Raw genomic sequence first — 13,375 nt, 5'->3', positions numbered from 1 at the left:
CATGGGCAGCATTCACCCCACAGCCATCATCGAGGATGGCGCCAAGCTGGGAGCCGATGTGAAGATCGGCCCTTATAGTGTGGTTGGCGAACAGGTTGAGCTTGGCGACGGTGTCGAGCTTCTGAGCCATGCCGTGGTTGCCGGCATTACGTCTGTCGGTTCGGGCACCAGGATTTTTCCTTATGCCTCGGTCGGGCATGCGCCGCAGGATCTGAAGTATCATGGCGAAGCGTCGCGGCTGGTGATCGGCAAGAACAACGTGATCCGCGAAGGCGTGACCATGAATACCGGCACCGAGGGTGGTGGCATGCTGACCAGTGTCGGCGATAACTGCCTGTTCATGACCGGTGCCCATGTCGCCCATGATTGCCATGTCGGTAATAACGTCGTGATGGCCAACAATGCGACGCTGGCGGGTCATATCGAGGTTGGCGACTTCGCCTTTGTCGGCGGTCTGGCCGCGATCCACCAGTTCTGCCGCATTGGCCAGCACGCCATGATCGGCGGCATGAGTGGCGTCGAGCAGGATGTCATTCCCTATGGTATGGTGATCGGCAATCGTGCGCATCTGACCGGCCTCAATCTTGTTGGTTTGAAGCGCCGTGGTTTTGAACGCGACGATATTTCCAAGCTGCGCGAAGCCTATGACCTTCTGTTCGCCAGGGGCGATACACTGAGCAAGCGACTGAACGATGTCGCGGCCCAGTTCGATGGCGCCAAGCTGGTCCAGGAGCTGGTCGAGTTCATCCGCAACGCCTCCAAGCGTGGCGTTTGCCAGCCGCAGGCGGATGGTAACGGCGCGGTCTGATACCGGGCATCCCAAGCTGGGACTGATCGCCGGCGGCGGCCAGATTCCGGCCCTGATCCGCGACGCCTGGCTTGCCCAGGGCCGGCCGCTGTTTATTGCAGCCCTCAATGGCTTCTGTCTTCCCGCCACCGTGGAGGGCACCGATCATGGCTGGTTCGACCTGCCGCAGGTCGGTGGCCTGCTCAAGGCGTTGAAACAGGCCGGTGTGAGCGAGGTCTGTCTCTGCGGCTCGGTCACCAAACCCGACTTCAAAAACCTGAAGCCCGACCTGAAAGGCGCGCTGTTGCTGCCGCGCCTGGTCAAGGCGGCGTTGAGTGGTGACGATGCCATCCTGCGTGTGGTGATTGAAACATTCGAGCAGGACGGTTTCCGCATCATTGGCATCGATGCCCTGATGCAGGAGTTGCTGGTGCAGGAGCAGATCTATGGCGGTCGCGCGCCGACAGAGAGCCAGCAGGCGGATATCGCGCTGGCCCTGCAGGCGGCCCGCGATCTGGGCGCGGCGGACAAGGGCCAGGCGGCCGTGGCGGCCGGCGGCCGCGTGGTAGGGCTGGAAGACGATGCCGGCACCGATGCGCTGCTGCGCCGGATGGCAGAGATACCGGCGGCGCGGGGCGGCGTGCTGGTGAAATGCGTCAAGCCGCAGCAGGACCGGCGTGTCGATCTGCCGACCATAGGCACCGTGACTGTGGATCAGGCCGCTGCGGCCGGCCTCAGCGGTATCGCTGTCGAAGCCGGTGCAGCGTTGATGGTGGATGCCGCCGCAAGTGCTGCGGCCGCCGACCGCCACGGCCTGTTTCTGATCGGACTGCCCCATGGCGGTTGAACCACGCAAATTGCGGGTGGCGCTGCTGGCCGGCGAACCATCAGGCGACGTGCTTGGCGCCAGCCTGATGCGCGCCCTGCGCAGCGAGACGGAAGGCGGGGTCGAGTTTATCGGCACTGGCGGTGCCCAGATGGAGGGAGAAGGGCTGCAGAGCCTGTTTCCGGTTTCCGATATGGCGATCATGGGCGTCGTCGAACTGCTGCCCAAAGCCCGGTTCCTGCTCGGCCGCATCGATCAGGCGGCAAGGTTCGTGCTGTCGGAAGCACCTGATGTGGTCGTCACCATCGACAGCCCCGGCTATACCCGTCGCGTGATGCAGCGGGTGCCGGGGCGGAGCTTTCCGATCGTGCATTATGTCGCGCCGACCGTCTGGGCCTGGCGTCCAGGTCGTGCCCGCCGTCTGGCACAACTGTGCGATCATCTGCTGGCGCTGTTGCCGTTCGAGCCGCCGTATTTCGAGGTGGTGGGTCTGCCGACCACATTCGTCGGCCATCCGGCAGTCGAAACGCTGGCCGCAGCGCGCCGTGCCGAATCCAAGGCAACCGCCGAAGGGCACGGCTTCCGTCAGCTTCACGGTATTTCTTCCGACGTTCGCCTGCTGGCATTGATGCCGGGCAGCCGCAAAGGCGAGGTGACGAAACTGCTGCCCGTGTTTACCGAAGCGTTGACCATGCTGAAGGCGCAGGGACAGGCGCTGCACCTGTTGATCCCGACAGTGGAGACGGTCGCCGATCTGGTGCGCGATGCGGTCGCGACCTTGCCATTTCCGGCCACCGTGCTGGATACAGCGCCGGAGCGCTATGCGGCCATGCTGGCGGCCGAGGTTGCGCTGGCGGCATCCGGGACGGCGACACTCGAACTTGGCCTCGCGGGCACGCCGACCGTGTTGGCTTACCGGATCAACCCGATCAGCGCCGCCATCATGCGGCGGTTCATCAAAATTCCCTATGTGGGGCTGGTCAATATCCTGCAGCAGCGCGAAGTCATGCCGGAATTCCTGCAGGAAAACTGCACGGCGGCAAAGATTGCGCCGGCCCTGTCGCAACTGCTGACCGATCCGGCCGTGCACCGGCGCCAGGTCGAGGATTGCGCCGCCGTTGCAGCTCAACTGGGCGCCGACGATCCGGTCCCGCCGGCCCATCGTGCGGCCCGTGCCGTTCTGGCCGTCGCGGCCAAGCGGTTGCCCGCGCCAGCCTGATCCCCCATATCATAGCCCTCAAGCCCCGGAGGATTGCCCGATGAACGAGACTGCCCCCATTAACAAACCCGCCGTCCAGGCCGGCAGTTTCCAGATGCTGCACACCATGCTGCGCGTGCTGGACCTGGAAAAGTCACTCGATTTCTATGTCGGCAAGCTGGGGATGACCTTGCTGCGCAAGACCGATTACCCGACCGGTGAATTCACCCTGGCCTTCGTCGGCTATGGCGACGAGAAGAGCAATACGGTGATCGAGCTGACCCATAACTGGGGGCAGAAAGAGCCCTATACGATTGGCAGCGGCTTCGGCCATCTCGCCCTTGGCGTGCCGGATATCTATGGCGTGTGCAAGGTGCTCGAAGAGGCCGGGGTGAAGATTCCGCGGCCGCCCGGCCCGATGAAGCACGGCGGCAGCGTTATCGCCTTCATCGAAGACCCGGATGGCTACAAGATCGAACTGATCGAGCGCAAGCCTGCATAAAGCAAAAGGCCCGGTTTGATCCGGGCCTTTTCATTGTCGCGGTCGCAGTGTCAGGGGCTGACGCTAACCGTGGCGCGCATCTTTGGATGGATGCGGCACTGGATAATATAGTCGCCGGCTTCCTTGAATGTGACGGCCGTTTCGGAATCGGGAGCCTGCAGGCCGATATCGAAAATCCCGCCCTTGCTGGGCGAGTAGACGTTATGGCCGAAGGGATCTTCGTTGCGGAAGGTCACCTGACCGCCGACCTTGACCTTCACAGAGCCGGGCTTGAAGGCAATGCCCTGCTGCAGGATGGTGGTGCCGGCCTGCGCCTCCGACCATGTCGAATACAGGCTGATACACAGGGCCAGCAGCAGGCTGCCGATCGCCACGGCGATGCCATTGTACAGCATCGTGCAGCGGTCTATTTGCGCGGCGTCAGGACGGCGATATCGATGATCGCAGTCTTGCCGCTGCCGATGGCGCCGATTTTCTTGGTCTTGCCGGTGCCGACATCGAAGCTGTGCAGCACGGCATTGCTGACGGCAAAGCCGAAGTAATTGTCCTTGGCATCGGTATAAATATCGATGGCATCGACAATCGTACCGGCGGGGATGCCGGTTGCGCCGACCGTGCGCAACACGCCGTCATTCGGCGGGTCCTGCACGACATAGGTGCCATTCATGCTGTCCATCTCAAACAATTGGGTCTGTGTGGCGCCGGCGAATGAGTTGATATAGGCGCCGGCGTAGACGCCGACCGGCTTGCCGGCATTGCGGTCTTGCTGCCGGTAGGCCAGCTTGCCGTCGACCACGGTCTGGCCGGTATCGACATTGGCGCGCAGGCTCTGGCCGGTGGATCCGATCACACGCATGCGGTCGGCCTGCGGGTTGAAGTCGACAATGACATGGTCGACAGAGTCGATAACCACCGAGAGCTTGGATTTGCGGGTGGCTGCACCGGTCATGGTATCAATGGTGTAGATCGTGCTGTCGGTGGTCAGTGCATACAGCTTGCCGTCCGCCGGGCGGACATCGATGCCGATGACCTTACCTTCGACACCGGTGATGGCGACCGACTTGACCTTGCCTGGCGCCTTGTCGCTGAACAGGACGATCTCATTGCGGTTGTTCAGGCCGGCGAAATCCAACGCCTGGGCCTGGCCGGCAAAGCCGGTCAGTAAGAAAACGGAACCCAGGGCCGCCGCAGTAATCTTGGAACGCATGAAATCCTCCTGGCCAAATGGCACGGTTTTGGTCGCATTGAAGATTGATAGATTGATCCGGTGGGCGGTCAAGGGTGGAAAATCCCATATTATCGGGAATTTAAGGCAGCTTTATATTAAACATGGCGGCAATCTTCTGCTGCAGCTGGGCCGCCGAAAATGGCTTGATGACATAGGCGTCGACCTTGTTGTTGCGGGCCGTGATGACAAAATCCTCGTTGGCATTTCCGGTCAGCATCAGGAAGGGCATGTTCTCCCAGGTTCTGCGCACATGCTTCAGCAGGTCCAGCCCGGTGACATGCGGCATGTTCCAGTCTGAAATAATCAGGTCAAACTGGATTTCCGATTCCCCCAGCATTTCGATAGCAGCCTGACCGTCCTTGACGACGGTCAGTTTGGTGACGCCCAGCTGACGCAGAACCGATGCCGCCAGCCGCTGGGCGAACATGTCGTCTTCGACAAGCAGGACGCGAAGGTTTCCCGCGCCGGGAATTTTGTTATCCAACATGCTTCAATCCGGCAGGCTCGGCCGCAGCGCTAGCCCAGTCGCGCAGCCATGTCGTGCCTGATTCGAGGGACCATTTCAGTTGATCAGTGTAGCGCCTTGTCTCTGCGGCGTCCCCGGAGAGGCCGGCTTTTTCCAGGGCCTCGGCCTGACGGCGCACCATGCGCAGGCCAAGGCTGGCGGCCGAGCTTTTCAGGCTGTGGCCCAGTTCGGCCATGCGATGGCAGTCATTGTCTTGTTCAAAGGCGGTCAGGCCGGCCGCCATTTCGCCAGACAGTTCGATGAAGGTTTGCACCAGGTCGATGGCGGTCTCCTGCCCCAGGTCGTCGACCAGGCTTTGCAGAACCCCGGAATCGAAATCTTCCTCGGCTGTGGCGCCACCATAAGGCGTTGGTTCCGCGATCTGGACCATCGGCTCGCCAACAAACCCCATGACCCGGCGGATCGCCTGATCCAGCGCCGCCGGCACGATGGGCTTGCCCACATAGTCGTTCATGCCGGCCGCCAGGCATCGCTGCACACCATCGGTGCTTAAGGAGGCCGTGACGGCAATAATACGGGTATCGCGCCATGGTTCGCGCAGTTTGCGGATTTCCTGGGCGGCCGTAATGCCATCCATTTCCGGCATATGCACATCCATGAGGATCAGGTCGAAGGGTGGCGTGGCCTGGCCGGCTGCTTCGAGAGCAAGCCGGCCATTGTTCGCAAAGGCCACCTGATGCTTCTGTTCCATCAGGATGCCGGCGGCCACCTTGCGGTTCACCGGATTGTCTTCGGCGACCAGAATCCGCAGCGAGGGCAGGGGAGTATCGACCGCATCCTTCTTCACGGCCAGCGGCTCATGGCCCATCAGCAATGGCAGGCGGAACCAGAAGGTACTGCCCACGCCCTGTTCGCTGTCGACGCCAATCGTACCGTCCATGGCTTCAACCAGCCGCTTGCAGATGGCCAGACCAAGTCCGGTGCCGCCGAAACGACGCGTAATAGAGGAATCCGCCTGCACGAAGCTGCCGAACAGTTTGCTCAGGCTTTCCTTGCTCATGCCAATGCCGGTGTCGCGGATTTCAAAGCGCAGCATGGCAGCGTTACCCTGCGCGTCCGGTTCATGGCGGACGATGACGTCGACGCGGCCTTTTTCGGTGAATTTGATCGCGTTGCCGATCAGGTTCAGCACAACCTGGCGCAGCCTGTTCGGGTCGCCCATCAAATAGGGCGGCAGGGTGTGGTCGATCGTTGCACCCAGGAGTAGACCTTTTTCTTCGGCACGATTTTTCATCAGCATCAGGGATGCGCTGATCACGCGCGCAAGGTCGAAGTCGATCTGTTCGACATCGACGCGGCCCGCCTCCAGTTTCGAAAAATCGAGGATGTCATTGAGGATGACCAGCAGGGCTTCAGCGGAATCGAGTACCGTGCCGGCAAGGTTGCGCTGTTCCGGATTGAGCGGTGTTTTGGTCAGCAGGCGGGTCAGGCCCAGCACGCCATTCATTGGCGTGCGGATTTCATGGCTCATCATCGCCAGGAATTCGGACTTGGCCTTTGTTGCGGCCTCGGCGCGTTCACGGGCGACCTGGAGATCTTCGAGAGCCTGACGGAACACTCGCAGCGATGCGGCCATCTGACCGATTTCGTCGCGTCGTTTGCTTTCCGGGACGTCGACACCGATATCGCCATCGGCCAGCCGGAACATGGTCTGTGTCATGGTGTTGAGTGGCGACACGATGTTCCGTGTCAGCAAGACCGAGACAACGAGAATGACAGCCGCCAGCGCCGCAATCATCGTCATGGTACGATCTTTGGTCGCCTGGATTGTGGCTTCGGCCTGCGTGCGGAACACGAAACCGTCCTCGGCAGCGATCTGGGTCAGGATTTCCAGATTTTCCGAAATCGCGGCGGCAATGGTTTCACGCGTGCGGATGTGCTCGCGGCGGGCCGCGGAGTCTGGCAATTCCTTCAGTGCATCCAGCGTCGACTGCAGCCAGACTTCATTCAGATCGCGAATTTTTGCGCCGTATTTGCGGATGGCTTCATTCAGTCCGCGCTCTTCCGCGATGCCCAGATCGGCCAAGAACTCTTCGTTCTTGGTCTTTATGTCCTCGGCATGTTGCTCGCTGTCCGCGATTTCACTCTCGGTCAGCAGTTCGCGGGTCGACAACTCCTGGGTGCCAAAATCGGTCTGAGCCAGACGGGCATAGTTGATCGCCATCAGCGGCTGATCGTACAGGCGCACCACAAGGTCGCCGACCGACTGGACCGCCCAGAGAGCAGCCACACCCAGGCCAGCCGCCGTCAGGACGGCGATGGCAAAGGCGGCGGCAAGTTTCAGGCGCACAGTGATGCGCATACGGAGAATCTATCCTGTTACGCGAACATAGGTTGGTTTTTTATCAGGTTGCCACGAGTCTTTGCGCGGACAAATGAAAAGGGCCGCCCGAGGGCGGCCCAAATCTCATCGGTTGCCTAATGGGTCACAGGCGAGCGACCAGCCAGGCGATCAGCACACCGGCACCGGCGATCCACAGCCAGAATTGCGGCTGTCGCAGCAGAATCCGTGGCGCGATCCGGTTGTCGTTGGAGGCCGAGGGCATCGTGACGAAACCAGGACGCATCCAGCCATACCCGGTTGTCCGGGTTCCCGTAGGGGGCTTGCCGCCATGCTGTTCCGCTCGTTTGCCCATTCGGCCCGCCTCCCGTCGGTGCCGTCAATCCACGTTAATAAAACGCGGATTACTTGCGCTTGTCGAGCGGAATATACGGCCGCTTGGTGGCGCCGGTATAGAGCTGACGGGGGCGGCCGATCTTCTGGGCCGGATCCTCGATCATCTCGTTCCACTGGGAAATCCAGCCGACGGTGCGGGCCAGCGCGAACAGCGCCGTGAACATCGCGGTGGGGAAGCCCATGGCGCGCAGGATGATGCCCGAGTAGAAGTCGACATTCGGGTACAGCTTCTTGGAGACGAAGTAATCGTCTTCCAGCGCGATACGCTCCAGCTCCATGGCCATCTTCAGCAGCGGCTCGTCCTTGACGCCCAGTTCGTCCAGCACCTCATAGCAGGTCTGGCGCATCACCTTGGCGCGCGGGTCATAGTTCTTGTAGACGCGATGGCCGAAGCCCATCAGGCGGAAGCCCGAGTTCTTGTCCTTGGCCTTCTTGACCGCTTCGCCGACCTTGTCGACCGAGCCGATCTCTTCCAGCATCTTCAGCACGGCTTCGTTGGCGCCGCCATGCGCGGGGCCCCAGAGGCAGGCAATGCCGGCGGCGATGCAGGCGAACGGGTTGGCGCCCGACGAACCGGCCAGACGCACGGTTGAGGTCGAGGCATTCTGCTCGTGATCGGCATGCAGGATGAAGATGCGGTCCATGGCGCGCGCCAGGACCGGGCTCATCTTGTAAGGCTCGGCCGGCACGCCGAAGGTCATCTGCAGGAAGTTCTCGGCATAGCCGAGATCGTTGCGCGGATACATGAAGGGCTGGCCGATCGAATACTTGAAGGCCATCGCCGCAATGGTCGGCATCTTCGCGATCAGGCGATGCTGCGCGATCATGCGCTGCTTCGGATCATCGTAGTCGGTCGCGTCGTGATAGAAGGCGGAGAGGGCGCCAACAACGCCGCACATCACGGCCATCGGATGCGCATCGCGCCGGAAGCCGCGGAACAGGAAATGGATCTGTTCATGCAGCATGGTGTGATTGGTGATCGAATTCTCGAACGATGTGCGCTGCTCGCCATTCGGCAGCTCGCCGTTCAGCAGCAGGTAGCAGGTCTCGAGGAAGGTCGAATGTTCGGCCAGCTCGGCGATGTCATAGCCGCGATACAGCAGCACGCCTTCGTCGCCATCGATATAGGTGATCTTGCTTTCGGTGCTGGCGGTCGAAGTAAAGCCCGGGTCATAGGTGAAGTGACCGGTTTCGGCATAGAGCTTGCGGATGTCGATCACCGACGGACCGACCGAACCATCCAGCATGGGGAGGGTAACGGTCTTTCCGGTGTTCGGATCGGTGAGCGTAACGGGCTTGCTGCCGGTGGTCATTCGGGTACCCCCAGGTTGGAGACTGTGTATCTGGTTGTGTTGCAAACAATTATAGGGTGGTGGCCGCGCCGGAGGAAAGTGTTCCGTCACTCGCAAAATACCCGACCTTGGATGAATAAAATTCCTGCAACTATCCGACGTTACGTCCGCGTAACTCCGGATTTCCAGTTGTGGAATGCCGTGCTAGGCGTAGCGACTGCCGTTCCCTGATTTGCTCCGGAGATAGACCGATGATCGACGCCGCTGCTCTCGACACCCTGTTCCGCACTGCCCGGACCCATAACGGCTGGCTCGACAGGCCGGTGAGCGATGCGCAGCTGCAGCAGATCTATGACCTGATGAAATGGGGTCCAACCAGCGCCAATTGCAGTCCGGCACGGATCGTCTTTATCCGTAGCCCGGAGGCCAAGGCCAGGCTGAAGCCTGCCCTGGGAGCCGGCAACCTCGACAAGACCATGGCGGCGCCTGTCACCGCCATTATCGGCTATGACCTGAAATTCTATGACCAGCTACCACAGCTGTTTCCCCATAACCTGGAGGCCCGCGGCTGGTTTGCCCATGATGCCAGGGCGGCAGAGGTGGCCGCCTTCCGCAACGGAAGCCTGCAGGGGGCCTATTTTATCCTGGCGGCCCGGGCTGTCGGGCTGGATACCGGTCCGATGTCAGGGTTCGACAGTGCCAAGGTCGATGAGACGTTTTTCCCGGGTGGGCAGGTGAAGTCGAATTTCCTCTGCAATCTCGGCTACGGCGATTCTACCAAGCTTTTCCCGCGCAGCCCCCGGCTGGCATTCAGTGAGGCCTGTCAAGTTCTTTGAATGTTCTCATATTTGGCGGGTGTCTATATGAGGCCCGCAAATATAAAACAGCCGCGAATCCTGCTGTTTTTGGGCTTTGGCGCCGATGCGACAAAACTTCACAGAAAGATGGGAAAACGCGCTTGACCGGGTAGGGTGCGGCCAGTATGTTCCGGCCCGCGAGTCGACCCGGTAGTAGGGATTTCCCTAGACACAGGTTGGCGAACAGCCCGGTTTCCGTAGCGCTCACGTCGAGGCTAGGCTTACGCAAGAGACATAATGACCCCTCTCCGCTGCCGATGGGCAGCAAGTGATGGGTCTGGAGCGGAATGCGAGGCGGATTGCCGGGCTGAAAGGCCGACGGTGGTTCGCCTTGAGTTGTTTTTTTATGTGTTGAACCAAAACTTGGCGGAGTTTCAACTCGTATGCCGACTATTAACCAGCTGATCCGCAAGCCGCGCTCGCCGAAGCCGGTCCGTGACAAGGTCCCCGCGCTGCAGGAATGCCCGCAGCGTCGTGGCGTTTGCACTCGCGTCTACACGACGACCCCGAAGAAGCCGAACTCGGCGCTTCGTAAGGTTGCCCGCGTGCGCCTGACCAACGGTTTCGAGGTCAGCAGCTACATTCCCGGCGAAGGCCATAACCTCCAGGAGCACTCGGTCGTCATGATCCGCGGTGGTCGTGTGAAGGATCTTCCCGGCGTGCGTTATCACATCGTCCGCGGCGTGCTCGACACCCAGGGCGTCAAGGACCGCAAGCAGCGCCGTTCGAAGTACGGCGCGAAGCGTCCGAAGTAAGGAGAGAGATCCATGTCGCGTCGCCACGCTGCTGAGAAGCGCGAGATTCTGCCGGATCCGAAGTTCGGTGATCTCGTCCTGACCAAGTTCATGAACATGCTGATGTACGACGGCAAGAAGTCTGCCGCCGAAGCGATCATCTATGGTGCGCTCGACCGCATCAAGGCGAAGTCCGGCAATGACCCGGTCAAGATGTTCCACGATGCGCTGAACAACGTGCGTCCGGCCATCGAAGTCCGTTCGCGTCGTGTCGGCGGCGCCACCTACCAGGTTCCGGTTGAAGTGCGTCACGATCGTGGCCAGGCCCTGGCGATCCGCTGGTTGATCTCGGCGGCCCGCGGCCGCGGCGAGAACACCATGATTGATCGTCTGTCGGGCGAACTGCTCGATGCCGCCAACAACCGCGGCGGTTCGGTCAAGAAGCGCGAAGACACCCATCGCATGGCGGAGGCCAACAAGGCCTTCTCCCACTACCGCTGGTAAGAAGCGGCTTAAGAGTCCCCGGAGATCGTCATGCCTCGCACTACTCCCTACGAGCGCTACCGTAATATCGGCATCATGGCCCACATCGATGCCGGCAAGACCACGACCACGGAGCGCGTGCTCTATTATACCGGCCGTTCGCACAAGATCGGCGAAGTCCATGATGGCGCTGCCACGATGGACTGGATGGAGCAGGAGCAGGAGCGCGGCATCACGATCACGTCTGCCGCCACGACCTGCTTCTGGAACGACCATCGCATCAACATCATCGACACCCCCGGCCACGTCGACTTCACCATTGAAGTCGAGCGTTCGCTGCGCGTGCTCGACGGTGCGGTCTGCCTGTTCGACGGCGTTGCCGGCGTTGAGCCGCAGTCGGAGACGGTGTGGCGCCAGGCCGACAAGTACGGCGTGCCGCGCATGTGCTTCGTCAACAAGCTTGACCGCATGGGCGCGAATTTCTTCCGTTGCGTTGACATGATCATCGACCGCCTGGGCGCCACCCCGGTGGTGCTGACGCTGCCGATCGGCGCGGAATCCGACTTCAAGGGTGTGGTGGATCTGGTGCGCAACCGTGCGATCATCTGGAAGGATGAGAGCCTGGGCGCCGAATTCTACTACGATGAAATCCCGGCCGATCTGAAGGATCAGGCAGCCGAATGGCGCCAGAAGATGATCGAAGCCGTGCTCGAGATGGATGATGCCGCTCTGGAGGCTTACCTCGAGGGCAAAGAGCCGGACGACAAGACTCTGACGGCCTGCATCCGCAAGGGCACCATTGCTTCGAAGTTCGTGCCCGTTCTCTGCGGCTCGGCCTTCAAGAACAAGGGCGTGCAGCCGCTGCTCGATGCCGTCGTCGATTACCTGCCGTCGCCGGTGGATGTCGCGGGCGTCGAGGGCCTGAAGCCCGAGAGCGACGACAAGCTGGTTCGCAAGACCTCGGATGACGAGCCGTTCTCGGGCCTCGCTTTCAAGATCATGAACGATCCCTTCGTTGGCTCGCTCACCTTCGTGCGCGTCTATTCGGGCGTGATCGAGAGCGGCGCCGGTGTGCTGAACACCGTGAAGGACAACCGCGAGCGTATCGGCCGCATGCTGCAGATGCATGCGAACAGCCGTGAGGAAATCAAGGAAGCCCGCGCCGGCGACATCGTCGCGCTGGCCGGCCTGAAGAACACCACCACGGGCGACACGCTCTGCGATCCGAACCATCCGATCGTTCTCGAGCGCATGGAATTCCCCGAGCCGGTCATCGAAGTCGCGGTTGAACCCAAGACCAAGAACGACCAGGAGAAGATGGGCCTGGCGCTCAATCGTCTCGCTGCCGAGGATCCGTCCTTCCGCGTGTCGGTCGACCATGAGAGCGGCCAGACCGTGATCAAGGGCATGGGCGAACTGCATCTCGAAATTCTCGTCGACCGTATGCGTCGCGAGTTCAAGGTCGAAGCCAACGTCGGCGCGCCGCAGGTGGCGTACCGCGAGGCCCTGACCAAGAAGGCCGAGATCGATTACACCCATAAGAAGCAGTCGGGCGGTTCGGGCCAGTTCGCCCGCGTCAAGCTGCGCTTCGAGCCGCTGGAGCCCGGTCAGGGCGTCGTGTTCGAAAACGATGTCGTCGGCGGTAACGTGCCGAAGGAATATGTGCCGGCCGTTGAAAAGGGCATCCGTCAGATCGCCGCTTCGGGCGTGCTGGCCGGCTTCCCGGTCATCGACTTCAAGGTGACGCTGTATGACGGCGCCTACCATGACGTTGACTCCTCGGCGCTCGCCTTCGAAATTGCCGCCCGTGCGGCCTTCCGCGAAGTGGCGCCGAAGGCTGGTGCCAAGCTGCTCGAGCCGATCATGCGCGTCGAAGTGGTTGCCCCGGAAGACTTCGTCGGCGACGTCATGGGTGACCTGTCGTCCCGCCGCGGTCAGCTGACCGGCACCGAGCCGCGCGGCAACGCGCAGGTCATCAACGCGATGGTGCCGCTGGCCAACATGTTCGGCTACGTCAACAACCTGCGCTCGATGACCCAGGGCCGCGCGCAGTACACCATGACTTTCGATCACTACGCCCAGGTGCCGCAGAACGTGTCCGATGAGGTGCTGGCGAAGCTCGCCGGCTGATCTCAGAAGAATACGAACGGCATCGATAGACACACATCCGATCTAGCGGAGAAGTAAAATGGCCAAGGCAAAGTTTGAGCGTAACAAGCCGCACTGCAACATTGGTACGATTGGTCACGTTGACCATGGCAAGAC

General features: G+C 61.2%; 14 protein-coding genes. 8 read left to right on the top strand and 6 right to left on the bottom strand.

Annotation, left to right across the window (positions count from 1 at the left end):
- Position 1 precedes the first annotated feature (1 nt).
- The 4 genes from lpxA to gloA are packed head-to-tail and all read left to right on the top strand — an operon-like array spanning position 2 to position 3,313.
- A complete protein-coding gene (gene lpxA, locus AC1ROT_RS00070) occupies positions 2–808 on the top strand; it encodes an acyl-ACP--UDP-N-acetylglucosamine O-acyltransferase (RefSeq protein ID WP_492970736.1) in 807 nt (268 codons plus the stop codon).
- A complete protein-coding gene (locus AC1ROT_RS00065; RefSeq protein WP_492996791.1) occupies positions 789–1,634 on the top strand; it encodes an LpxI family protein in 846 nt (281 codons plus the stop codon). Before lpxA ends, AC1ROT_RS00065 begins: the two co-directional genes overlap by 20 nt.
- Positions 1,624–2,832 carry a lipid-A-disaccharide synthase gene (gene lpxB / locus AC1ROT_RS00060; RefSeq protein ID WP_492996790.1) on the top strand — a complete coding sequence of 403 codons (1,209 nt, stop codon included), beginning with the start codon at positions 1,624–1,626 and terminating at the stop codon, positions 2,830–2,832. Before AC1ROT_RS00065 ends, lpxB begins: the two co-directional genes overlap by 11 nt.
- 40 nt (positions 2,833–2,872) lie before the next feature.
- Complete coding sequence (gene gloA, locus AC1ROT_RS00055; RefSeq protein WP_492996789.1) at positions 2,873–3,313, top strand: lactoylglutathione lyase; 441 nt, start codon at positions 2,873–2,875, stop codon at positions 3,311–3,313.
- A 50-nt stretch (positions 3,314–3,363) separates the two neighbouring features.
- On the opposite strand, the gene AC1ROT_RS00050 is transcribed toward gloA, so the two are convergent.
- From AC1ROT_RS00050 to gltA, 6 genes are all read right to left on the bottom strand, one after another.
- Positions 3,364–3,708 carry a cupredoxin domain-containing protein gene (locus AC1ROT_RS00050; protein WP_492970740.1) on the bottom strand — a complete coding sequence of 115 codons (345 nt, stop codon included), beginning with the start codon at positions 3,706–3,708 and terminating at the stop codon, positions 3,364–3,366.
- Between the two features lie 11 nt (positions 3,709–3,719).
- The gene (locus AC1ROT_RS00045; protein ID WP_492996788.1) at positions 3,720–4,520 is read right to left on the bottom strand and encodes a DUF4394 domain-containing protein; all 801 of its coding nucleotides are present in this window, start codon (positions 4,518–4,520) and stop codon (positions 3,720–3,722) included.
- 100 nt (positions 4,521–4,620) lie between these two features.
- Positions 4,621–5,028, bottom strand: coding sequence for a response regulator (locus tag AC1ROT_RS00040; RefSeq protein ID WP_492970742.1), 408 nt, complete (start codon positions 5,026–5,028; stop codon positions 4,621–4,623).
- Positions 5,018–7,369, bottom strand: a complete 2,352-nt coding sequence (locus AC1ROT_RS00035; RefSeq protein WP_492996787.1) for an ATP-binding protein — start codon at positions 7,367–7,369, stop codon at positions 5,018–5,020. The genes AC1ROT_RS00040 and AC1ROT_RS00035 overlap by 11 nt, the downstream gene beginning before the upstream one ends.
- Before the next feature lie 124 nt (positions 7,370–7,493).
- On the bottom strand, positions 7,494–7,634 hold the full coding sequence (locus tag AC1ROT_RS00030; protein ID WP_492970744.1) for a hypothetical protein: 141 nt from the start codon (positions 7,632–7,634) through the stop codon (positions 7,494–7,496).
- A 118-nt stretch (positions 7,635–7,752) separates the two neighbouring features.
- Entirely contained in the window at positions 7,753–9,057 is a 1,305-nt protein-coding gene (gene gltA, locus AC1ROT_RS00025) for a citrate synthase (protein ID WP_492970745.1), read from the bottom strand.
- A 230-nt stretch (positions 9,058–9,287) separates the two neighbouring features.
- On the opposite strand from gltA, the gene AC1ROT_RS00020 reads away from it, so the two are divergent.
- The 4 genes from AC1ROT_RS00020 to fusA all read left to right on the top strand — a co-directional run bounded on the left by AC1ROT_RS00020 (position 9,288) and on the right by fusA (position 13,240).
- Positions 9,288–9,872, top strand: coding sequence for a malonic semialdehyde reductase (locus tag AC1ROT_RS00020; protein WP_492996786.1), 585 nt, complete (start codon positions 9,288–9,290; stop codon positions 9,870–9,872).
- A gap of 404 nt (positions 9,873–10,276) precedes the next feature.
- Positions 10,277–10,648: a 30S ribosomal protein S12 gene (gene rpsL / locus AC1ROT_RS00015; RefSeq protein WP_492970747.1), complete on the top strand. Its 372-nt coding sequence runs from the start codon at positions 10,277–10,279 to the stop codon at positions 10,646–10,648.
- Between the two features lie 12 nt (positions 10,649–10,660).
- Complete coding sequence (gene rpsG / locus AC1ROT_RS00010; RefSeq protein WP_492996785.1) at positions 10,661–11,131, top strand: 30S ribosomal protein S7; 471 nt, start codon at positions 10,661–10,663, stop codon at positions 11,129–11,131.
- A 30-nt stretch (positions 11,132–11,161) separates the two neighbouring features.
- A complete protein-coding gene (gene fusA, locus AC1ROT_RS00005) occupies positions 11,162–13,240 on the top strand; it encodes an elongation factor G (RefSeq protein ID WP_492970749.1) in 2,079 nt (692 codons plus the stop codon).
- Positions 13,241–13,375: the final 135 nt, after the last annotated feature.

Source organism: Ferrovibrio sp. GW821-FHT12E11 (genome assembly GCF_058806975.1).
The sequence above is the reverse complement of the archived record's forward strand: the minus strand, read 5'-3'. Positions and strand labels throughout refer to the sequence as shown.